Annotated in this window: 14 protein-coding genes and 2 pseudogenes; 6 read left to right on the forward strand and 10 right to left on the reverse strand. The window is 72.4% G+C overall.

Going from position 1 to position 21602, the window contains the following annotated elements; translation table 11 throughout:
* Positions 1 to 39 precede the first annotated feature (39 nt).
* Positions 40 to 1968, forward strand: a complete 1929-nt coding sequence (locus EKH77_RS08660) for a hypothetical protein (RefSeq protein ID WP_126917961.1) — start codon at positions 40 to 42, stop codon at positions 1966 to 1968.
* Positions 1969 to 2023: 55 nt separating this feature from the next.
* Entirely contained in the window at positions 2024 to 2740 is a 717-nt protein-coding gene (locus tag EKH77_RS08665; RefSeq protein WP_126913831.1) for a TetR/AcrR family transcriptional regulator, read from the forward strand.
* On the opposite strand, the pseudogene pulA reads toward EKH77_RS08665, so the two are convergent.
* The 7 genes and pseudogenes from pulA to EKH77_RS08700 form a co-directional block, all read right to left on the reverse strand.
* Positions 2727 to 5201: pseudogene (gene pulA, locus EKH77_RS08670) on the reverse strand (pullulanase-type alpha-1,6-glucosidase); the annotation flags it as partial. The gene EKH77_RS08665 and the pseudogene pulA overlap by 14 nt on opposite strands.
* A gap of 227 nt (positions 5202 to 5428) precedes the next feature.
* Positions 5429 to 6424 (reverse strand): phosphatase PAP2 family protein, encoded by a 996-nt coding sequence (locus tag EKH77_RS08675; protein WP_126913833.1) that lies wholly within the window; start codon positions 6422 to 6424, stop codon positions 5429 to 5431.
* A gap of 117 nt (positions 6425 to 6541) precedes the next feature.
* Positions 6542 to 7567, reverse strand: coding sequence for a LacI family DNA-binding transcriptional regulator (locus EKH77_RS08680; protein WP_240667276.1), 1026 nt, complete (start codon positions 7565 to 7567; stop codon positions 6542 to 6544).
* A gap of 25 nt (positions 7568 to 7592) precedes the next feature.
* Positions 7593 to 9263 carry a glycoside hydrolase family 13 protein gene (locus EKH77_RS08685; RefSeq protein WP_126913835.1) on the reverse strand — a complete coding sequence of 557 codons (1671 nt, stop codon included), beginning with the start codon at positions 9261 to 9263 and terminating at the stop codon, positions 7593 to 7595.
* An 85-nt stretch (positions 9264 to 9348) separates the two neighbouring features.
* Positions 9349 to 10224 carry a sugar ABC transporter permease gene (locus tag EKH77_RS08690; protein WP_126913836.1) on the reverse strand — a complete coding sequence of 292 codons (876 nt, stop codon included), beginning with the start codon at positions 10222 to 10224 and terminating at the stop codon, positions 9349 to 9351.
* The gene (locus tag EKH77_RS08695) at positions 10221 to 11165 is read right to left on the reverse strand and encodes a carbohydrate ABC transporter permease (RefSeq protein ID WP_126913837.1); all 945 of its coding nucleotides are present in this window, start codon (positions 11163 to 11165) and stop codon (positions 10221 to 10223) included. Before EKH77_RS08695 ends, EKH77_RS08690 begins: the two co-directional genes overlap by 4 nt.
* 8 nt (positions 11166 to 11173) lie before the next feature.
* On the reverse strand, positions 11174 to 12475 hold the full coding sequence (locus tag EKH77_RS08700; protein WP_126913838.1) for an extracellular solute-binding protein: 1302 nt from the start codon (positions 12473 to 12475) through the stop codon (positions 11174 to 11176).
* 345 nt (positions 12476 to 12820) lie between these two features.
* Between EKH77_RS08700 and EKH77_RS08705 the strand changes: the two are divergent.
* The 3 genes and pseudogenes from EKH77_RS08705 to EKH77_RS08715 form a co-directional block, all read left to right on the forward strand.
* Positions 12821 to 14188: pseudogene (locus EKH77_RS08705) on the forward strand (alpha-amylase); the annotation flags it as partial.
* Positions 14189 to 14467: 279 nt separating this feature from the next.
* Positions 14468 to 14974 carry a DUF6624 domain-containing protein gene (locus EKH77_RS08710; protein ID WP_126913839.1) on the forward strand — a complete coding sequence of 169 codons (507 nt, stop codon included), beginning with the start codon at positions 14468 to 14470 and terminating at the stop codon, positions 14972 to 14974.
* A gap of 79 nt (positions 14975 to 15053) precedes the next feature.
* The gene (locus tag EKH77_RS08715; RefSeq protein WP_126913840.1) at positions 15054 to 15245 is read left to right on the forward strand and encodes a hypothetical protein; all 192 of its coding nucleotides are present in this window, start codon (positions 15054 to 15056) and stop codon (positions 15243 to 15245) included.
* A gap of 43 nt (positions 15246 to 15288) precedes the next feature.
* Here EKH77_RS08715 and EKH77_RS08720 read toward each other — a convergent pair whose 3' ends face one another.
* Entirely contained in the window at positions 15289 to 18390 is a 3102-nt protein-coding gene (locus EKH77_RS08720; RefSeq protein WP_126913841.1) for a bifunctional [glutamine synthetase] adenylyltransferase/[glutamine synthetase]-adenylyl-L-tyrosine phosphorylase, read from the reverse strand.
* Between the two features lie 76 nt (positions 18391 to 18466).
* On the reverse strand, positions 18467 to 19828 hold the full coding sequence (gene glnA / locus EKH77_RS08725) for a type I glutamate--ammonia ligase (protein WP_126913842.1): 1362 nt from the start codon (positions 19826 to 19828) through the stop codon (positions 18467 to 18469).
* 220 nt (positions 19829 to 20048) lie between these two features.
* On the opposite strand from glnA, the gene EKH77_RS08730 reads away from it, so the two are divergent.
* A complete protein-coding gene (locus EKH77_RS08730) occupies positions 20049 to 20630 on the forward strand; it encodes a Uma2 family endonuclease (protein WP_126913843.1) in 582 nt (193 codons plus the stop codon).
* A gap of 23 nt (positions 20631 to 20653) precedes the next feature.
* Here the strand turns inward: EKH77_RS08730 and EKH77_RS08735 are convergent, their stop codons facing one another.
* The gene (locus tag EKH77_RS08735) at positions 20654 to 21559 is read right to left on the reverse strand and encodes an alpha/beta fold hydrolase (RefSeq protein ID WP_206279829.1); all 906 of its coding nucleotides are present in this window, start codon (positions 21557 to 21559) and stop codon (positions 20654 to 20656) included.
* Positions 21560 to 21602 lie beyond the last annotated feature (43 nt).

Raw genomic sequence — 21602 nt, forward strand, 5'->3', positions numbered from 1 at the left:
GCATCATTCACTCGTTCTACCTACGTGCAGCAGCAAGCAATGGCCTCCCGGCCCCCCGCCCCGCCCACTGTCGACGTCGAGCAGGCCGAGGCCGCGCTCATCGAGCACTATCCGCGGCTGGTACGGCTCGCCTACCTGGTGCTGCCGCCGTCGCTGGGCCGGAACCGGCGCGTGCTGACCGCCCACGCCCTCGTCCAGCGGGCCCTGCCCCGGGGCAGGGCGGGCGCGCGGGACGAGGAGACCGTCCTGCCGGGGCCCCGGGGCACCCGGAGGTCGCCGGAGGACCCGGGATACGCCTACGTCCGCCAGCGGGTGCTGGACTCCGCGCTGGCCGCCGCGCGCCCGCGCGGCCGGTTCCGGCTGCCGCGCCCCGGGCAGTTGCCGCCGCTGCTGCCGCAGGTGTGGGGGCTGCGGCTGTTCCCGCGCTCGGGCGGCGCCGACGAGCTCGTCCTCGACCAGGCGCTCGCCGCGCTCTCCGCGCCCGGCCGCGCCGCCTATGTGCTGCGCGCGCTGGAATTGCCCGACGAGGACGACGTGGTACGGATGCTGGCCGCCGCCGGGGTACTGGAGCCGGGCGCGGCCCTGGCCGAGGCCGACGGGGTGCGGATCCCGCCCGGCAGCCGGGACGCCTCGCTGCTGGAGTCGGTGGAGTTCGACCCGTGCTCCCTCCAGGCCCGGCCCACCGACCTGATGCGCCGCCGCCAGCACACCAGGGCCGCCCTGGCCGCCGCCGCGGCCGTCGTGGTGTGCGGGACGCTGATCGCCCTGCCCGACGGCGGCTGGGGCCCCGACGGCGCGGCCGCGCCCCCGTACGCGCAGAACACGGCCGCCGGCCAGGCCCTCGACCCGGCCCGGCTGGTCACCGCCGCCCCCACCGCGTGGAAGAGCGCCGACCGCCCCGGCTTCGCCTCCTGGCCCGCGCGCGGCGGCCGCACCGGCGACAAGGAACTGCTGCGCCGGGCACTGGCCGTCTGGGCCCGGCCGGGCCCCTCCGTGCAGATCACCGCGACACCCGGCACCGCCACCGGGCCCGCCGCCGGCCCCCCGCAACTGCTGTACGCCGGCGAGGTCGACGCGGCGACGGTCGTCCTCCTCTACGACGGGCTGCGCGTCGTGCGCTACGCCGAGTCCAAGGACGGCGACACCGGCGCGGCCGCCCTGGACTTCGCCCGCGCCGACGCGGCCGACACCGCCGGCGCCGCCGCGCTCGTCGTCGGCCGCACCGACGGCAACGTCCGCTACCTGACCGCGCCCTGGATCGCCGACGCCGCCGTACGGGACCTCCTCGCCCCCGGCGCCGCCGACGAGCCGCTGCGCCGCGGCGCCGACGGCGTCACCGACTCCGTGCCCAGCCCCGCCGGCGCGGGCGACTGCCACACCTGGACGGCCCTCCGCCTCGGCGAGCACCTGGTCACCGACCTCGGCGAACTGCTCCCCACCCGGCTCACCGCGGGCTCCCCCGCCGCCCCGCACGACGCGACCGGCGCCAAGGACCGCGCGGCCTGGGCCCACACGGCCTGCCGGCTGACGACCGTGCGGGGGCAGGGCGTGCGCTCGGTGAACTCCTGGCAGTTCGCCACCCAGACGCTCCCCGGGGCCGCCGGGAGCGCGGAGTGGTTCTGCACCCGGGCCGAGACCTGGCGCGGCGCGGGCAGCCGCGTACTGGCCCAGTTCCTGGCCCCCGGCGGCCGGGCGGGCGCGCCCGCCTCGGTCGTCGGCCGCGCCGAGTCCACGCTCACCTGCGGGGCCCGCGAACCGCACGTCCTGGCGGGCGCCCTGTGGAAGTCCCCGGGCGGCACCTGGTACGCGCTGGCGGCGGGCGGTGGCGACGTCGCCTCCGTCACGGCGACGGGCGGGGCGCACGGCAGCGACCGGGGCCCTCTCCTGGCCGCGCCCACCCACCAGGGCGCCCAGGTCGAGCTGACGGCCCGTCTGGAGGACGGCGGCAAACTGGAGCAGCTGCGCTGAGCCGTCCGGCCCGGGCCGAACGGCCCCCGGTACGGGGCGGTTTAGGATGACCGCCATGACGACCGGGGTACGCCGCAGGATGGGTGTCGAGCAGCGCCGTGAGCAACTGATCGCGGTCGCCCTCGACCTGTTCGGGCACCGCCCGCCCGACACCGTCTCCGTCGACGACATCGCCACCGCGGCCGGGATCTCCCGGCCGCTCGTCTATCACTACTTCCCCTGCAAGCAGAGCCTCTACGAGGCCGCGCTGCGCCACGCCGCCGACGAGCTGACCGCACGGCTCGCCGAGCCGTGCGAGGGCCCGTCCGGCGGCCGGCTGGCGCGGGTGATGCGCCGCTTCTTCGACTTCGTGGAGACCTACGGGCCGGCCTTCGCCGCGCTGCTGCGCGGCGGCCCGGCGATGGCGGGCACCGGCCCGTCCTGCGCGATGATCGACGGGGTGCGGCAGGCCGCGTACGGCCACCTGCTGACGCACCTGGGCGTACGGGAGCCGTCCGCCCGGCTGGAGCTGCTGCTGCGGTCGTGGATCTCGCTGGCGGAGAGCACCGCGCTGCTGTGGCTGGACGGCCGCCGCGTCCCGCGCGCGGAGCTGGAGCGGCAACTGGTGCACGCCTTCGCGGCGCTCACCGCGGTGAGCGCCGCGTACGACGAGGAGACGGCGGCGGTGCTGGTCCGGGTCCTCGGGGACGAGCCGGTGGACGAGCCCTTCGTCCGGCTCACGGCCGGGATCGGAGCACCCGCCCTGCTCCCTACCGGTATTACCGTGCCCTGAAGACCGCGACCGTACGGCCGGGCACGGTGAAGGTGCCCGTTCCGGTGGCGTAGGACGCGGACTTCACGACGGGGTCCGAGCCGTGCGCCTGCACCGGGTGGAGGCGGTAACCGGTGCCCGCGAGGGCCGGGACCGTCTGGGCGCGCTCCTGCGGGGTGGCGTTGAGGACGACGACCAGATCGCCGAGGCGCATGGTGATGACGCCCGGTGTCTCGTCCCTGCCGGAGAGCGGGAAGGACAGCGCGGCCTGCACGGCCTCGGCGGTCGGCTGGCTGAAGGCCCTCTCGGTGGTGCGGACGCGCAGCAGGTCGCGGTAGGCGGCCGAGGCGGCGGCAATGGGTCCGCAGCCGGGCCGCAGGGCCGGGTCTGCCAGCAGCGGGCGGGCGTACGGCCACTTGGCGGCGTTGTCGGCGGCGGGCGGCAGGCCCCGGCCGAAGCCGTTGCCCTCGGCGCAGTTCCAGTGGATCGCGTTGAACCAGTCGCCGCTGTCGTAGGAGTTGCGGTCCAGGGACTTGGAGCGCAGCAGGTCCGTACCGGCCTGGGAGAGAGCCGGACCCTGGGAGAGGGTGGCGGCGGCCAGGGCGAGGACCTGCGTTCTGGCCCGGTCGTCAGGGGTGGTGGCCTGCGGCAGCTTGTAGGCGAGGGCGTCGTAGAGGGTCTCGTTGTCGTGGGCGTCGGCGTAGGACAGGGCGTCGCCAGGCGCGGCGGCGTATCCGGCGGGCTGGCCGTTGTAGTCGACGTCGGCGCCGCGCACGGACCGGCCGGTGGTGTCGGTGAAGCGGTACGCGGCGAGGTTGCCGGTCAGGCCGACCTTGATCAGGTCCTGGGCGTGCAGCAGCCGGGCCCGCTGTTCGGCGGGCGATCCATTGGCGGGCGAGGCGTTGGGGTCGGTGAAGAGCCCGGAGGCGAAGCCCTGGACGCGGGGGTCGTCGTCGAAGGGGCCGCCGCCGCGGATCGCGTCGCGGGAGCGGTCGGAGAAGGTGGCGATGCCGGTGCCGGCCATGTTCTTCTGCGTGGCCTGGACGAAACGGGCGTCGTTCGCGACCTCGCCGAAGTTCCAGCCCTCCCCGTAGAGGATCACGGACTTGCCGTCGACGCCGTCCCTGGCGGGCGTCAGCGTGTCGAGGGCGGCGCGCACGGCGAGGATGTTGGCCTTGGGGTGGTGTCCCATCAGGTCGAAGCGGAAGCCGTCGACCTTGTACTCCTTCGCCCAGGTGACGACCGAGTCGACGACGAGCTTGCCCATCATGGCGTGCTCGGGCGCGGTGTTGGCGCAGCACGTGGAGGTGGCGACGGAGCCGTCGTCGAGGAGCCGGTGGTAGTAGCCGGGCACGATCCGGTCGAGGACGGACCGCTCGTCCTGGCCGGAGGCGGCGGTGTGGTTGTAGACGACGTCCATGACCGTGCGCAGCCCGGCGCCCGCCAGCCCCTGCACCATCCGCCGGAACTCGACCGTACGCCGGGGCCCGTCGGGGTCGGAGGCGTAGGAGCCCTCGGGGACGGTGTAGTGCAGCGGGTCGTAGCCCCAGTTGTAGGCGTCGCGGGCGGCGGTGCGGGCGACGCACTTCTGCTGCTCTTCGGACTCGGCGGGGAAGGCGGCCAGGTCGCAGGGCGGGGTCGCCTGGTCGGCGCGCCGCTCGGGAATGGTCGCGAAGTCGAAGACGGGCAGCAGGTGGACGTAGGAGGTCCCGGCGTCGGCGAGGGACTTGAGGTGGCGCATGCCGGGCGAGGCGGGCTCGGTGAAGGCGAGGTAATCGCCGCGCGGGGAGAAGTCCCGGACGTGGAGTTCCTGTATGCGGGCGTCCCGGAAGGGGACGGGCTTGGGCTTGCGCAGGTTTGCCCAGCCTGGCGGGGCGAAGGCGGGGGCCGACAGGTCGGTGACGAGGCTGCGGGTGGAGTCGGCGGTGAGGGCGGTGGAGTACGGGTCGGTGACGTGGTTGACGACGGTCTTACCGATGGTCGGGGCGTGGACGGTGACGGCGTAGCGGTAGGGCTTGCCGGCCCAGGAACGGGGCCCGGTGGCGCTCCAGACGCCGCTGGCGGCGTCGCGGCGCATGGGGAGCGTACGGCCGTCGAGCTCGAGCGCCACGGTTTTGGCGGTGGGCGCCCAGACGGAGAGGGTGGGGCGACCGTCGCGGAAGACGGGGCCCAGGTGGGCCTTGGTGGCGGCGGGGGCGTAGAGGTCGTCCAGGACGCCGGGGATCTGGACGCCGGTGCGGACGCCGTCGTCCGTCTCGGCGGTGAGGGGGCCGCGGAGCGCGGTGCGCACCTGTTCCGGGGTGGCCTCGACGTGGAAGGCGTCGTAGGCGGCGGTGGGCCCACCTCGCTGGAGGGTGAGCGTGAACGTTCCGCGTTCATGGACGAGGCGGTGGGGGCGGGCGGGGTCGCCGAGGTTCTTGGGCCAGGCGACGGTTTGCCTGTCGAGCCACTGGACTTTCGCGTCGGGTTTTTGCGGGGCGGGCGGCTCGGCGTGGGCCGGGGCCGACCCCAGGAGGGGTAACAGGGCCGTGAGGACGACGGCCAGGGGTCTCATGGAGGGGTGCTCCTTCGGTTCGGAGGTACGAAAAGAGCCCCCGGGGGACCCGGGGACTCTGAGCAGTACATCTTGTGCCAGCGCTTCGCCCCCCTCCCCCAGGGCCTGAATGGCGAATTGCGCTGGGCTGGTGGGCAAGCGGGCGGCTCGATCCCCTAGCGCACCCGTTCCGTCGTGCGGGTGCGGCGGCCGCCCGGTGCCACCGGTTCCGGACGGGAGGGGGCCCGGCGGCGTTGCCTCGGTGCCCGGCCGGCGGCGTTGCCCGCGCCCGGACCGCCCGGTCCAGCGTCCCGCCGGTCGTCCTTGATCGCCACATGGCGGGGCAGCCGGTGCGGCAGCGCCCCGAACCACACCCGGGACAGGGTGAGGCCGAGCGCCAGGCAGAGCAGGCCGCCCACCGCGTCCAGCCAGAAGTGGTTGGCGGTCGACACGATCACCACCAGCGTCGCCACCGGGTAGAGCACGCCCAGCACCCGTACCCACACCGGCCGCGCCAGCGACGCGATGATGACGCCGCACCAGGTCGACCAGCCGATGTGCATCGAGGGCATCGCCGCGTACTGGTTGGAGACGTCCGCGAGGTTGCCCGAGGCCATCGAGCCCCAGGTGTGGTGGACGACGACCGTGTCGACGAAGCCGAGGTCCTCCATCAGCCGTGGCGGGGCGAGCGGATACAGGTAGTAGCCGAGCAGGGCCACACCCGTGGTGGCGAACAACGTCAGCCGGGCCGCCGCGTATCGCCCGGGGTGCCAGCGGTAGAGCCAGACCAGCACGCCGATGGTGAGCACGAAGTGGAGCGTCGCGTAGTAGTAGTTCATGCCCACGATCAGCCACGTCACCGAATTCACGGCCCGGTTGACCGTGTGCTCCACGGCGATGTGGAGGCTCTGCTCGGCCTGCCAGATCCAGTCGGCGTTGCGCAGCGCGGCGGCTCTCTGCTCCGGCACGGCGTTGCGGACGAGCGAGTACGTCCAGTAACTCACCGCGATCAGCAGTACCTCGAACCACAGGCGTGGGCGCCGTGGCGCACGGGGCCGCCGCAGCCGGAAGCGGTTCGCCCGCGGCCGGTCCGCGCCCGTCGCGCCACCCGCCTCGGTGGGTGGCGCGGCGGCCGTGCGGCCTTCCAGGGTCTTTGCTGTCGCTTCACCCATAGGGAAAGAGTCTGCCAGATAGCGCTCGGCGGCAGATCGGCACCCGGTCCGGTTCACGCCACCTACGCCCCGGTTCGTCCTCCTTCGGGCGGCCCGTGCCGGGCGGCTGTACGAGGGTTACGTACGCGCTCCCGGCGCCGAGGCCGTGGAACCCCTGACGACCAGTTCGGGCAGGAAGACGAACTCGCCGTACGGCGCGGGCGTCCCGCCGACCTCCTCCAGCAACGCGCGCACCGCGGCCTGACCCATCGACTGGACCGGCTGCCGGATCGTGGTCAGCGGCGGATCGGTGAACGCGATGAGCGGGGAGTCGTCGAAGCCCACCACCGAGATGTCGCGCGGGACTTCGAGACCGCGCTGCCGCGCCGCCCGGACCACCCCCAGCGCCATCATGTCGCTGGCGCACACCACCGCCGTGCACCCCCGGTCGATCAACGCGGCGGCCGCCGCCTGACCACCCTCAAGAGTGAACAGCGAATGCTGGATCAGCTCCTCGGCCTCTTCCCGGCCCATGGCGAGCCGCTCCCGCATGCTGTCCAGGAAGCCCTCGATCTTCCGCTGCACGGGAACGTATCTGCGGGGCCCGAGGGCCAGTCCTATCCGGCGGTGGCCCAGTGCGGCCAAATGGGTGACGGCCAGCTGTACGGCGGCCCGGTCGTCGGGGGAGACGAAAGGCGCCCGGACCTCCGCCGAGAAGCCGTTGATCAGCACGAACGGCACGCCCTGGGCCCGCAGCCGGGCGTAGCGCTGCATGTCCGCCGACGTGTCCGCGTGGAGCCCGGAGACATAGATGATCCCGGCGACGCCCCGGTCGACGAGCATCTCCGTGAGCTCGTCCTCCGTGGAGCCGCCCGGCGTCTGGGTCGCCAGTACCGGCGTATAGCCCTGGCGGGTCAGCGCCTGCCCTATGACCTGGGCGAACGCCGGAAAGATGGGATTGTCCAGCTCCGGGGTGATCAGTCCCACCAGGCCCGCGCTGCGCTGCCGCAGCCGCACCGGACGCTCGTAGCCGAGCACGTCGAGCGCGGCCAGCACTCCCTCGCGGGTGGAGGCGGCGACCCCCGGCTTTCCGTTGAGGACGCGGCTGACGGTTGCTTCGCTGACACCCGCCTGGGCTGCGATGTCGGAGAGCCGGGCGGTCACAGGAGGTGACTGTACCGGTCGCATGTCAGACTGCCCACCACACGCATGAATCCGAGGGGATCCGCACCGTACCGCCCGTACAGCGACCTTCCGGGATGGAAATGGCCAGGGCGGTGCTCGCCAGTACCGGGCGGCCCGGCACCGGGAGCGTCACCTCGTCGCCGCGCGTGTTGAGCGTGCACACGAAGCCCGGCCGGGAGAACGTCAGCACCCCCTCGGGGGCGTCCAGCCAGGTCATCTCCCCGTCGCCCAGCCCCGGCAGCTCCCGTCGCACGGCCAGCGCCGAGCGGTAGAGCTCCAGCGTCGAGCGGGGGTCCCCCGACTGCGCCTCCACCGACAGCTCCGCCCACGCGGCGGGCTGCGGCAGCCAGCTGCCGCCGGGCCCGAAGCCGTACGGCGCCTCCTCGCCCGACCACGGCAGCGGCACCCGGCAGCCGTCGCGCAGCCCGTCCTGGCCGTCGCCCCGGAAGAACGCCGGGTCCTGGCGCACCTCGTCGGGCAGCTCCACGACCTCCGGCAGCCCCAGCTCCTCGCCCTGGTAGACGTAGGCCGAGCCCGGCAGCGCCAGCATCAGCAGCGCCGCCGCCCGCGCCCGCCGCAGCCCCAGGCCGGTGTCGCCGGAGCCGTAGCGCGTGGGGTGCCGCACGACGTCGTGGTTGGACAGCACCCAGGTGGTGGGCGCCCCCACCGAACGCGTCGCCTCCAGCGACGCGTCGATCACCGTCCGCATCTGACCCGCGTCCCAGTCGCAGGTCAGGAACTGGAAGTTGAACGCCTGGTGGAGCTCGTCCGGCCGGACGTACAGCGCGAGCCGCTCGGACGTCGGCGCCCACGCCTCCGCCACACCGATCCGCTCGCCCGGGTAGGAGTCCAGCAGCCGCCGCCAGTCCCGGTGGATCTCGTGCACCCCGTCCTGGTCGAAGAACGGCAGCACCTGCGCGCCGATCAGCTTGGCCTGCTCGGTGCGGCCGATGTCCGGCAGCCCCGGCGCCTTGACCATGCCGTGCGCCACGTCGATGCGGAAGCCGTCCACGCCCAGGTCCAGCCAGAACCGCAGCACGGACGCGAACTCCTCGCGGACCTCCGGGTTCTCCCAGTTGAGGTCCGGCTGCTCGGACGCGAACAGGTGGAGGTACCACTCGCCAGGGGTACCGTCCGGACCGGTCGTCCGGGTCCAGGCCGGGCCGCCGAAGACGGACTCCCAGTCGTTCGGCGGGAGTTCCCCGGCCGCGCCCCGGCCCGGCCGGAAGTGGTAGCGCTCGCGGGCCGTCCCCCCCGGGCGGTCCGCGAGCGCCTCCTCGAACCAGGCGTGCCGGTCCGACGTGTGGTTGGGCACGATGTCGACGATCACCCGCAGGCCCAGCCGGTGCGCCTCCCGCACCAGGTCGTCCGCGTCCGACAGCTGCCCGAACAGCGGGTCCACGGCCCGGTAGTCCGCGACGTCGTAGCCCCCGTCCGCCTGCGGCGAGGCGTAGAACGGCGTCAGCCACAGCGCGTCCACGCCCAGCCCCGCCAGGTACGGCAGCCGCTCGCGGATCCCGCGCAGGTCGCCGATGCCGTCGCCGTCGCTGTCGGCGAACGAGCGCACGTACACCTGGTAGATGACGGCGCTGCGCCACCAGCCGTCCGCCGCCCGCGCGGTGTCGGCGTCGGCATGGGCGTCCGGGCGGACGGAGGGCGCGAGGTCCTGGGTCATGTACGTCCTATCGGTTCGTAGGGTCGCTGTCGGTACGGGGTGCGTCGTCGCGTGGGCTCACCTGGTGGCCGGCGGGCCGAGGGCGTCAGCCCTTGGTGCCGCCCGAGGTGAGCCCGGCGACCAGGTGCCGCTGGGCGAGGAAGAAGACCACGCCGGCGGGGACGGTGATGAGCACGGCCGCCGCCGTCATCAGCCCCCACTCGGCCTTCTGCTGGCCCACGAAGGTCTGCAGGCCCACGGCGAGCGTGTAGTGCTCCTCGCTGCTCATGAACTGGGAGGCGAAGGCGACCTCGCCCCAGGCCGTGATGAAGGAGTAGAACGCGGTGACGGCCAGCCCCGGCCGGGCCAGCGGCACGATCAGCCGCCAGAACGTGCCGAAGGGCGTCAGCCCGTCCACCCGGCCCGCCTCGTCGATCTCGGCGGGGATCGTGTCGAAGTAGCCCTTGAGCATCCACGCGCAGAACGGCACCGAGATCGAGCAGTAGGTGACGATCAGGCCGGCGTAGGAGTCGAGGAGCTCCAGCTGCCCGAGGAGGTTGTAGAGCGGGACGATCAGCACCGCCATCGGGAACATCTGCACGACGAGGAACGTCCACATCAGCGGCCGGTGGCCGGGGAAGCGCATCCGCGAGACCGCGTACCCCGCGCTCGCCGCGACGAGCACGCCCAGGACGGTCGCCCCGAGGGCGACGACCACGGAGTTGCCGAACCACGTCAGGAACTTCGTCTCGCCCAGCACATGGGTGTAGTTGTCGAGGCTGAAGCCCACGAGGCGGGTGGGCTCCTGCCAGCCGTCGCGGCCGCGCAGCGAGACGAAGACGACGAACAGGACGGGGAACAGCGCCACGGCCGAGGCGACGATCAGCGCGGTGTGCAGCCCGGCGGAGGCCGCCCGGGAGCGCTCGCCGCGGGGACGGACGCGCTGGGTGGTGCTTGTGGTGCTGCTTGTGGTGCTCGTCATCGCGAGGCCTCCTGTCGGGCGAGCGTCCGGCGGTAGAAGACGGCGAAGACCAGGAGGAGGGAGAGGATGAGGATCCCGTAGGTCGCCGAGCCCGCGTAGTCGCGGATGCCCTGGAAGGCGAGCCGGTAGGAGTACGTCACCAGGATCTCGCTGTCCGAGCTCGCCCCCGCGCCGATCAGCAGGTAGATCACCTGGAACATGTTGAACGTCCAGATGACGCCGAGCAGGATCACCGTCCCGCTCACCTCCCGCAGCCCCGGCAGCGTCACATGCCGGAACCGCTGCCACGGGGTGGCGCCGTCCATCTCGGCCGCCTCGTGGAGCTCGGCGGGGATCGACTGGAGGCCGCCCAGGATGGCCACCATCATGAACGGCACGCCCAGCCAGACGTTGACGGCGACCGCCGACACCTTCTGCAGGAAGCTGTCGCCGAGCCAGTCGACCGGGTCCAGGCCCAGCGTGGTCATGAAGGAGTTGAGGATGCCGTACTTCTCGTTGAACATCAGCCGCCAGGAGAACGTGGCGACGAACGCCGGCACCGCCCACGGCAGCACCAGCAGCACCCGGTACAGCGTCCGGAACCGCATCTGCCGGTTGAGCAGCAGCGCCAGCCCCAGGCCGATGGTGTAGTGGAGCACCACGCAGGACGCCGTCCACACGACCGTCCAGCCCAGCCGCGAGTAGAAGTGGCCCTCCTGGCCGGAGAGCACCTTCCAGTAGTTGTCGAGGCCGACGAACCGGTAGCTCGACGGGATGTGGTTGACGCCGATCGTCCGGCCGATGTTGGCCTCGTTGGCGTCGGTGAAGGACAGGTAGATGCCCCGTCCCAGCGGATACCCGACGAGGACCGCCAGGACGATGACGACGGGCAGCACCATCGCCCACGCGTACCAGTGCGTGCCGAAGGAGCGCTTGACCCGGGTGACGACTGTGGCAGCCATGGGGGTCTCTACTCCTCGACCCCGTAGTCCTTGAGGAGCGCGGACTGCCAGGCCTTGGCCGTGGCCGTCAGGCCCGCCTTGGGCTCCTCCTTGAGCGTAAGGATCTTGGTGTAGTGCTGGAGCCACTCGGTGAAGAGGTCGCCGCCCTGCGGGATCGGCGGGCGCGGATGGGCCTTGCTCAGCGCCTCGTAGTAGGACTTGCGCACCGGGTCGGCCAGCACGGCCTGGGTGTAGGCCGACTTGCGGGTCGGCAGCACGCCGACGGTGGTGGAGACGCTCTCCTGCTGGGCGGCCTCGGTCATGAACCGGGTGAAGAGGTAGGAGGCGTCGAAGTTCTTGGACCCGGCGTAGACGACGAGGTTGTGGCCGCCGACCGGGGCGCCCGCCGTACCGGTGGAGCCGGCCGGGATCGGGGCGATGCCCAGGTTGTCCCGGGACTTGTAGGCGTCGCCGCCGAAGATCTCCTTGGTCGCCCAGGGGCCGTCGATCAGCATCGACAGCTTGCCGTTCTTGAAGTCCGTCTTGAGGGCGTTGTAGCCGTCGGTGCCGGCGGGCTTCGGGGCGGCGCCGGACTTCACCAGGTCGACGGCGGTCTCGATGCCCTTGAGGGACGCGGCGTTCGCGATGGTGATCTTCTTCTTGGCGGCGTCGACCATGTCGCTGTTCTCGCCGTAGAGGAAGGGCAGCGAGTAGTAGCTGTCGGGGCTGAGGCCGATGCCCTCGGCGCCCGTCTTCTCCTTGACCTTCGCGGCCGCCTCCTTCACCTCCTGCCAGTTCGCCGGGGCCTTCTCGACGCCGGCCTTCTGGAAGAGCTCCTTGTTGTAGAGGAGCCCGAGGGTGTCGGTGACCTGGGGGACGCCGTAGGTCTTGCCTTGGTAAGCCGCGTTCTTCAGCGGGCCTTCGAGGAAGTCGCCGGTGTTGCCCAGAGCGGGCGTGCCGGTGAGGTCCTTGAGGTAGCCGAGCTGGGCGAAGCCCGGGGTCCAGCCCACGTCGGAGCGGAGCACGTCCGGGGCGCCCTTGCCGGTGGAGGCCGCCGTCTTGAACTTCTGCTGCGCCTGGTCGAAGGGGACGTTGACGTAATCGACCTTGATCTTCGGGTACTTGGCCTCGAAGTCCTTGACGAGCTTCTTGAAGGCCGGCGCCTCGTTGGTCGCGTCGGAGGTGTCCCACCAGGTGATGGTGCCGCTCACGGCGCCCGGGTCGTTCGCCGCCTTGGAGCCGTCACCGCCGTTGTCGCCGCCACTGCCGCACGCGGTCATGGTCAGGGCCAGCGCACCGACAACGGCGGCGACCGATATGCCTCTTCGCATATGGATGCTCCTCTTCCGGGAGGCCGCCTGAGGGGAGGGCGGCCCGAGCTGAGGAGGAAGCTAACAGGCTGCAATCTCTTGCGAAAGACCTTGCAAGAAGGGAATCCCAAGATTTCGCGGTTGTAACCATCCCGTGTCCAGAGGGTTGACCGGTTGCGGCCGGGGCTCGTACGGTCTCGACCGGCAAGCGGTTGCACTCGTGCGGGCACCTTTGCTGCAAGAACCTTCATGAACCTTCGCGGCCTTACGGGCAAGGCGGCTTGCCGCGCGGGGTCGTCGTACGCCGCACTGCCGCCCCCACCCCCCACGCCAGGAGACGCCGTGCCTCCCACCCGCATGCCCGGAATTGCCCGAAGAATCCTTACCGTCGTGGCTACCCTGCTGGCGGGAACGACCGTCGGCGCCCCACCGGCGGCGGCGAGCGCCCCGGGCGAGAAGGACGTCACGGCTGTCCTCTTCGAGTGGGATTACCCGTCGGTGGGCCGCGAGTGCGCCGCCGCCCTCGGCCCCGCCGGCTACGGATACGTCCAGGTCTCCCCGCCCCAGGAGCACGTCCAGGGCCCCCAGTGGTGGACGTCCTACCAGCCCGTCGGCTACCGGATCGCCGGCCGGCTCGGCGACCGCGCCGCCTTCACGGCGATGACGCGCGCGTGCCACGCGGCGGGCGTGAAGGTCGTCGTCGACGCCGTCGTCAACCACATGGCGGCGGGCGCGGGCGTGGGCACGGGCGGCACGTCGTATACCAAGTACGGCTACCCCGGTCTCTACAACGACACCGACTTCCACACCTGTCGCAAGCCCATCAGCGATTACACCAGCCGCGCGGACGTCCAGAACTGTGAGCTCGTCGGCCTCGCCGACCTCGACACCGGCAGCGACCACGTCCGCACCGCCATCGCCGGCTACCTCGAGGACCTGCTCTCCCTCGGCGCCGACGGCTTCCGCGTCGACGCCGCCAAGCACATCGCCGCCGCCGACCTCGCCGCGATCAAGGCGAAGCTGAGCCGGCCGGACGTCTACTGGAAGCAGGAGACGATCCACGGCGCCGGCGAGGCCGTCCAGCCCGAGGAGTACACCAGTACTGGTGACGTCCAGGAGTTCCGCTACGCCCGCGACCTCAAGCGCGTCTTCCAGCGCGAACGGCTGGCCTACCTGAAGAACTACGGCGAGGGCTGGGCCTATCTGCCGAGCGACAGGGCGTCGGTCTTCGTCGACAACCACGACACCGAGCGCAACGGCGACACCCTCTCCTACAAGGACGGCGCGAACTACACGTTGGCTCAGGTCTTCATGCTCGCCTGGCCGTACGGCTCGCCGGACGTCCACTCCGGCTACGAGTTCACCGACCGCGACGCGGGGCCGCCTCGCGGGGGCGCGGTGGGAGCGTGCTGGCAGGACGGCTGGAAGTGCCAGCACGCCTGGCCGGAGATCCGCAACATGGCGGCGTTCCGCAACGCGGTGCGGGGCACGCCGGTGACGGGGTGGTGGGACAACGGCTACCAGGCGATCGCCTTCGGGCGGGGCGACAAGGGGTACGTGGTGGTCAACCACGAGGGGTTCGCGGTGAGCCGCGCCTTCCAGACGTCGCTGCCGGGCGGGGACTACTGCGACGTCCAGAGCGGGCGTCGCGTCACGGTGGGCGCGGACGGCCGCTTCACGGCGACGGTCGCACCGAACACGGCGCTGGCGCTGCATGTGGGGGCGCGTGGTTGCGGCTGACTCCCCGGCCCCGATGAGTACGGCCGGGGCCGCATCAGCCCTCTTCCGGCAGCATGTCGGGGCGCCCTGGTGGGCTCTTCCCGCGCGTTTCGGCAAGTGGAAGACCGGTGCGTGAGCAACACGGGGCCGTAGGCCAACGCTTCGGAGGTAGATCCATTATCCCCGTCCGGGAAGGTACCTGTCACCGTTCTCCGGAATGATCTTTACGCCTGATTTGCACCTTTAGGCTTGCGGGCAACAGGCACAACCACTGATCTGATCTGGGAGTTGAAAGTGGCGCACGACGTTGCCGCGCTGACCGTGGAGCTCGCGGAAATGGCCACGGCCGATCACCAGTCCGCAGTCCGCGCGAACAGCGACGACCCCGCCGAGCAACTGGCATGGCGGCGCCTGACCGCCCGGCACGGCGACCGACTGGGCGAGATCATGGACGAGTACGGCTGGCCGACGGCAGAACTGGTCGGCGAGGAAGCCTCACGCGCAGCATGGCTGATCGCCCAGCACGCCGACCGGCAGCTCGACGTTCAGCGGCGCGCCCTCCGCCTGATGCGGCAGGCGGTGTCGGCGGGCTCGGCCAGCCCCCGCGAACTGGCCTTCCTGCGCGACCGCACGCTGGTCAACGAGGGTCGCAAGCAGGTCTACGGCACTCAGATCGCCGGCGTGAAGGACGGGGCACCGATTCCGTGGCCCTGTGAAGAGCCCGAGCGCATGAACGAACTCCGGGCAGAAGTAGGCATCGAGCCCTTCGACGAGTACGTCGCCAAATTCTCCATATCCTGACGCCCTGTTCCCAGCAGCGTGCTTGCGGATCACTGCCCGGCTCACCAGCCGCAGGCATTGATCCGCCGGACAGACCCTCGTGGACGGCGGAGACGTGCGCCCCGGCGACGAGTGCCGCAAGAAGCGCGCACCCTTCAAGCCGAAGGACTCGGGTCTTCGGTTCGGCTTCGAAGGAGCCCGCGGCTGGGCGGCCGCGCACGTCGAGCGGAACCCGTCGCACACCGCCTTCCGTGAGGCCATGGACCGGTACTGGCGGGCCACCAGGAAGTAGCGGCCACCGGCCCGCAGGTGAACCACGCGTCCGGTGGCAACGCCTACCCCCCGTAGAACAGGTCCTCCACCACCGCACGCGCCCGGCGCGTCGTCCGCCGGTAGTCGTCCAGCATCTCCCCGCCGTGCCCCGCCGGGTACCCCAGGTACCGGCCCACCGCGGCCAGTTCACGGGCCTCGCCCGGGAACGTGTCGCCGGGGCGGCCGCGCACCAGCATCACCGCGTTGCGGACGCTCGTCGCGAGCACCCACGCCTCGTCGAGGATGCGGGCCTCCTCGGCGGTGAGCAGCCGGGCGGCGCACGCGGCGGCGAGGGCGTCGCGGGTGCGGGTGGTGCGCAGGCCGGGCTCGGAGTGGCCGTGCCGCATCTGGAGCAGCTGGACGGTCCATTCGACGTCCGACAGGCCGCCGCGCCCCAGCTTGGTGTGGGTGGTGGGGTCGGCGCCGCGCGGGAGCCGTTCGGACTCCATGCGGGCCTTGAGGCGGCGGATCTCGCGGACGGCGTCCTCGCCGAGGCCCTCGGGTGGGTAGCGCAACGGGTCGATCAACTCGATGAACCGCCGGCCCAGGTCGGCGTCGCCCGCGACGGGCTCGGCGCGCAGCAGGGCCTGGCTCTCCCACACCAGCGACCAGCGGCGGTAGTAGGCGGCGTAGGAGGCGAGGGTGCGGACGATCGGCCCGGACTTGCCCTCGGGGCGCAGGTCGGCGTCGACAAGCAGCGGCGGGTCGGTGGTGGGGAGCTGGAGCAGCCGGCGCATCTCGCCGGCGACGGCGAAGGCGGCCTTGGCGGCGTCCTCGTCGGAGACGCCCTCGCGCGGCTCGTGGACGAACAGGACGTCCGCGTCGGAGCCGTAGCCCTGCTCGTGGCCGCCGAAGCGGCCCATGCCGATGACCGCGAACCGGGTGGGGAGGGTGTCGCCCCACTCGCCCCGGACGGCCGCGCGCAGGGCGCCGGCGACGGCGGCGGCGTTGAGGTCGGAGACGGCGTCGCCGACGATGCCGGCGCGGGCGGCGTGGTCGTTCCCGGCGGTCTCGGCGGCGCCACGCGAGCCGGTGCCGTGCTGGCCGGAGGCGTGGGCGCGGGCGGCGGCGTCGACGCGCCCGTAGGCGCCGATGATGTCGGCGGCCGCGGTGCGGAACAGTTCGCGGCGGCGGACGCCGCGCACCGCGACGATGGCCGCCTCGGCGTCCTCGGCGCGGTTCACGGCGGCGAGGACCTCCTGTTCCAGGGCTTCGCGGCCGCGTGGGCGCAGGCCGCCGGAGTCGCCGAGGAGGGCGACGGCCTCGGGGGCGCGCAGCAGCAGGTCGGGGGCGAGCCGGCCGGCGGACAGGACGCGGGCGAGGTTCTCGGCGGCGGCGCCCTCGTCGCGCAGCAGCCGCAGGTACCAGGGGGTTCTGCCGAGGGCGTCGGAGACCTTGTGGAAGTTGAGCAGCCCGGCGTCGGGGTCGGCGGAGTCGGCGAACCAGCCCAGGAGCACGGGCAGCAGGGTCCGCTGGATGGCGGCCTTGCGGGTGACGCCGGAGGCGAGGGCCTCGAGGTGGCGGAGGGCGGCGGCGGGGTCGGCGTAGCCGAGGGCGGCCAGGCGCTGGCCGGCGGCCTTGGGGCTGAGCCGGATCTCGCCGGGTTCGAGCTGGGCGACGGCGTCGAGGAGTGGCCGGTAGAAGAGTTTCTCGTGGAGCCGGCGGACCTCGCGGGCGTGGAGCTTCCACTGTCTGCCGAATTCGGCGACCGGTTCCTTGCCGGGGGCCCACTCGTACGTACGGGCCAGGGAGCGGCCCAGGCGGCGGAGGTCGTCCTCGCGGTCGGGCACGAGGTGGGTGCGGCGCAGCCGGTGGAGCTGGATGCGGTGTTCCATGGTGCGCAGGAAGCGGTAGGCGTCGCCCATGAGTCTGGCGTCGGCGCGGCCCACGTAGCCGCCGGTGGCGAGGGCGGCGAGCGCGTCGAGGGTGGATCCGGAGCGCAGGGTGGCGTCGCTGCGTCCGTGTACCAACTGGAGGAGCTGGACGGCGAATTCGACGTCCCGCAGGCCGCCGGGGCCGAGTTTGATCTCGCGGTCGACCTGGGCGGCGGGGATGGAGTCGACGACGCGGCGGCGCATCTCCTGGACGTCGGTGACGAAGTTGTCGCGCTCGGCGGCCTGCCAGACGAGGGGGGAGAGGGTGTCGACGTAGTCCTGGCCGAGGACGAGGTCGCCGGCGACGGGCCGGGCCTTGAGGAGGGCCTGGAACTCCCAGGTCTTGGCCCAGCGCTGGTAGTAGGCGAGGTGGCTGGACAGGGTGCGCACCAGGGGGCCGTTGCGGCCCTCGGGACGGAGGTTGGCGTCGACGGTCCAGATGGTGCCCTCGGCGGTGACGTCGGAGCAGATCCGCATCATCCGGGAGGCGAGGCGGGTGGCGGAGCGCAGGGCGTCGGCCTCGGCGGTGCCGTCGCGGGCCTCGGCGACGAAGATGACGTCGACGTCGGAGACGTAGTTGAGCTCGCGCCCGCCGCACTTGCCCATGCCGATGACGGCGAGCCGGCAGGCGGCGGCGTCGGCCGGCTGTTCCTCGGTGGCGATCGCGAGGGCGGCGCGGAGGGTGGCGGTGGCCAGGTCGGCGAGTTCGGCGGCGGCCTCGGCGACGTCGGTGCTGCCGCTGACGTCGCGGGCCGCTATGCCGAGGAGGGCGCGCCGGTAGGCGGCGCGGAGGGCGTCGGCGGGTGACAGCCCGGCCTCGCGGCCGCGGCGGGCGCCGTCGGCGAGGGCCCATTCGAACTCGGGGACGGCGGGGTGGAGGTCGGTGGCCTCGAAGCTGTCGAGGGCGTGCCAGTCGCCGGGGTGCCGGGCGAGGTGGTCGCCGAGCGCCTCGGACGTGCCGAGGACGCCCAGCAGCCGGTCGCGCAGCGGCTTGGCGGCGGCGAGGGTGTCGAGGAGGGCCTGCCGGTCGGCGTCGTCCCGGGCGGCGAGGGATTCGGCGAGCCGGACGAGCCCGCGCAGCGCGAGGTCGGGGTCGGCCGTGGCGCCGAGGGCGTCGAGCAGCACCGGGCCGGTGCCCAGGGGCCCCAGCGCGGGGGTCCCCAGGAGCCGCTCGGCGTCGGCCACGGCGGTGAACCCGCAGCGCAGCAGCCGGCTGTAGGTACTGCTCCGCCGCCCGTCGGGCACGGTCATCGCTGGCCCTCTCGCTGGTGGTCCTTGAGGGTGGGTCTTGAGGTGATCCTTGAAGTGGTTCTCGATCCGGCCGGGGTCAGAGCACCGGCAGCATCTTGCGCAGCTCGAACGCGGTCACTTCCGACCGGTACTCCTCCCATTCCTGCTTCTTGTTGCGCAGGAAGAAGTCGAAGACGTGCTCGCCCAGGGTCTCGGCGACCAGTTCGCTGCGTTCCATCAGCTCGATGGCCTCGCCGAGGTTCTGCGGCAGCGGCTCGATCCCCATGGCCCGGCGCTCGGCGTCGGACAGCGCCCACACGTCGTCATCGGCGCCCGCGGGGAGTTCGTACCCCTCCTCGATGCCCTTGAGACCCGCCGCGAGGAGGACGGCGTAGGTCAGGTAGGGGTTGGCGCCGGAGTCGATGGAGCGGACCTCGACCCGGGTGGAGCCGGTCTTGCCGGGCTTGTACATGGGCACGCGGATGAGCGCGGAGCGGTTGTTGTGGCCCCAGCAGATGTACGAGGGGGCCTCGCCGCCGGCGCCGGCGGTGCGCTGGGAGCCGCCCCAGATCCGCTTGTAGGAGTTCACCCACTGGTTGGTGACGGCGGAGATCTCGCCCGCGTGCCGGAGCAGTCCGGCGATGAAGGACTTGCCGACCTTGGACAGCTGGTACTCGGCGCCCGACTCGTGGAAGGCGTTGCGGTCGCCCTCGAAGAGGGAGAGGTGGGTGTGCATGCCGGAGCCCGGGAAGTCCGAGAACGGCTTGGGCATGAACGTCGCGTGGACGCCCTGCTCCAGCGCCACCTGCTTCATCACGATGCGGAAGGTCATGATGTTGTCGGCGGTGGAGAGCGCGTCGGCGTAGCGCAGGTCGATCTCCTGCTGGCCGGGGGCGCCCTCGTGGTGGCTGAACTCGACCGAGATGCCCATGGATTCGAGCATCGTGATGGCCTGGCGGCGGAAGTCCATGCCGACGCCGGTGGGGGTGTGGTCGAAGTAGCCGGAGGAGTCGGCGGGCACGGGGCGGGTGCCGTCGACGGGCTTGTCCTTGAGCAGGAAGAACTCGATCTCGGGGTGGGTGTAGAAGGTGAACCCGAGGTCGGAGGTCTTGGCCAGGATGCGCTTGAGGACGTAGCGCGGGTCGGCGTACGACGGGGAGCCGTCCGGCATCAGGATGTCGCAGAACATCCGGGCGGTGCCGGGGGCCTCGGCGCGCCACGGCAGGATCTGGAACGTGCCCGGATCCGGCTTGGCGATCATGTCCGATTCATACACCCGCGCGAAGCCCTCGATCGCCGAGCCGTCGAAGCCGATGCCTTCATCGAAGGCCTGCTCGAGCTCGGCGGGGGCCACGGCCACGGACTTCAGATAGCCGAGGACATCGGTGAACCACAGCCGGACGAACCGGATGTCGCGCTCTTCGAGCGTGCGGAGCACGAACTCCTGCTGCTTATCCATGGCAACCTATCCTTGCAGGTCAGACGGCTCGTTTCACCGGGTGCGGCACGGGCTGGACCTTGAGTATCACGTCCCCGGGTTACCTGTGGGTTTCCGGACGACGCCGCTTCCCCTTCGGCTTCCCGAGTGCATCGTACTTATGCCCATATGAAAAGTGCTGCTGATCGCATACCGGCACGTAGTCCGCTATCGTCCGAGACGGAGCGAGGGAGGACGCCTGATGACCGCGATTTCCGACCGGCCGCAGATGCTGCCCGAGGAGTTCGAGGAGTTCGCGCGCCTGGCCGCGCGCGCCGTGGAAGGCGTGCGCCTGGAGTTCATCAACGGGAAGCTGGGGGTCAAGCCCGTGCCGGACGGCGACCACGGCCGCATCATCCAGTGGCTGTTGCGTATCTGCATCCAGGCCCGTCCGGAGCTGTTCCTGCACGAGCAGGGGCTGAAGCTCCCCGCCTACCGCAAGGGGAATGCCCGCCCGGACGGCACTCTCGCGCCCAGCGACGCCTTCGTCGGCCAGGGTGAGTGGGCCTCCGTCGAGGGCGTGCTCATGGTCGTGGAGGTCACCTCCTACGACTCGGACACCGACCGGCGCGACCGGGCAGAGAAGCCCCGCGCCTATGCCGAGGCCGGGATCCCGGTGTATCTGCTGATCGACCGGGACACCTGCGAGGCCGTCGTGTACAGCGACCCCGACGGCGTCCGCTACGAGCAGACCCGGACCGTCCCCTTCGGCAAGCCGCTGGCCCTCCCCGACCCGGTCGGCATCGAGCTGGACACCGAGCCCCTCAAGGACTGGGTGCGCTGAGCCGAACGGGCCCGTAGGCCCCCTCAGGCCCGTATGAACGGGGTCGCCAGCACGGCTGCCGCGATGGCCTGGGGGCGGTCGTACATCAGCAGGTGGCCGGCCGGGGCCACGGCCTCGAAGCGGGCGTCGAGGCGGTCGGCGAGGGCGCGCTGGCGTTCCAGCCAGCGGCGTTCCTCGGCGGAGCCGGTGCCCGGGGAGGCGGCGAGGACGGTGACGGGGACGGGCGGCAGCCCGTGGTGGGCGCGGAGGTCCTCGAGTTCGGCGGCGACGTCGCGGTAGCGGGCGTTCTCCATGACGATGGCGCGCGCCACGCGCGCGGTGCCGTACGTCCGGCGCACCACGTCCTCGGGGGCGGGGTCGTGGCGGGTGACGGAGGCGGCGCGGACGGCGAGGCGGCGCAGGGCCGGTCCGAGGGCGCGCGGCAGTCCGGCGGCGGCGAGGGCCCGGCCGCGCACCCGGGCGGCGGCGGTGCGCAGTTCGCGGGCGGGCACGGGCCGGGCGTCCGGCACCACGCTGGCGTCGACGAGGACGAGCCCGGCCGTGCGCTCCGGGTACATCCGGGCGTAGGCCTCGGCGTGGAAGCCGGCCAGGGAGTGGCCGACGACCGTGGCCGGGCCCGGCAGCCCGAGCGCGTCGAGGACGCCCGCCATCCGGGCGGCCTCGGCGGCGACGGTGGGGGGTTCCAGCGGCGCCGCGCTGAAGCCGAGCCCGGGGCGGTCGAAGCGGACGACCGTGCGGTGCGGGGTGAGCAGGGGGACGACCGGCTCCCAGTCGAACCAGCCCATGCCGAGCCCGGCGCTGAGGACGCACACGGGCCCCGTCCCTTCACGCAGCACGTGCAGGGTCACGCCGCCGACCCGCAGCATCCGGCCCGGCGGCCGTCCCGGTGGCCGTTCCGTGCCGTGCGTGTCGCCGCCCGTAGCGCTCATCGAGTCCCCCTCGGTCCGTCCCCGCGGGCCGGCGGTCGTCGGC

Origin of the sequence: Streptomyces luteoverticillatus (assembly GCF_003970715.1) — a bacterium.
In the GTDB taxonomy this organism is placed as follows: domain Bacteria; phylum Actinomycetota; class Actinomycetes; order Streptomycetales; family Streptomycetaceae; genus Streptomyces; species Streptomyces abikoensis.

Excerpts from the sequence above, each read along its gene's own strand:
- EKH77_RS08735 (WP_206279829.1), bottom strand. The coding sequence starts at position 21,559 with ATGAGCGCTACGGGCGGCGACACGCACGGCACGGAACGGCCACCGGGA.
- glnA (WP_126913842.1), bottom strand. The coding sequence starts at position 19,828 with ATGGATAAGCAGCAGGAGTTCGTGCTCCGCACGCTCGAAGAGCGCGAC.
- EKH77_RS08700 (WP_126913838.1), bottom strand. The coding sequence starts at position 12,475 with ATGCGAAGAGGCATATCGGTCGCCGCCGTTGTCGGTGCGCTGGCCCTG.
- EKH77_RS08685 (WP_126913835.1), bottom strand. The coding sequence starts at position 9,263 with ATGACCCAGGACCTCGCGCCCTCCGTCCGCCCGGACGCCCATGCCGAC.
- EKH77_RS08730 (WP_126913843.1), top strand. The coding sequence starts at position 20,049 with ATGACCGCGATTTCCGACCGGCCGCAGATGCTGCCCGAGGAGTTCGAG.
- EKH77_RS08695 (WP_126913837.1), bottom strand. The coding sequence starts at position 11,165 with ATGGCTGCCACAGTCGTCACCCGGGTCAAGCGCTCCTTCGGCACGCAC.
- EKH77_RS08660 (WP_126917961.1), top strand. The coding sequence starts at position 40 with ATGGCCTCCCGGCCCCCCGCCCCGCCCACTGTCGACGTCGAGCAGGCC.
- EKH77_RS08720 (WP_126913841.1), bottom strand. The coding sequence starts at position 18,390 with ATGACCGTGCCCGACGGGCGGCGGAGCAGTACCTACAGCCGGCTGCTG.
- EKH77_RS08675 (WP_126913833.1), bottom strand. The coding sequence starts at position 6,424 with ATGGGTGAAGCGACAGCAAAGACCCTGGAAGGCCGCACGGCCGCCGCG.
- EKH77_RS08665 (WP_126913831.1), top strand. The coding sequence starts at position 2,024 with ATGACGACCGGGGTACGCCGCAGGATGGGTGTCGAGCAGCGCCGTGAG.
- EKH77_RS08690 (WP_126913836.1), bottom strand. The coding sequence starts at position 10,224 with ATGACGAGCACCACAAGCAGCACCACAAGCACCACCCAGCGCGTCCGT.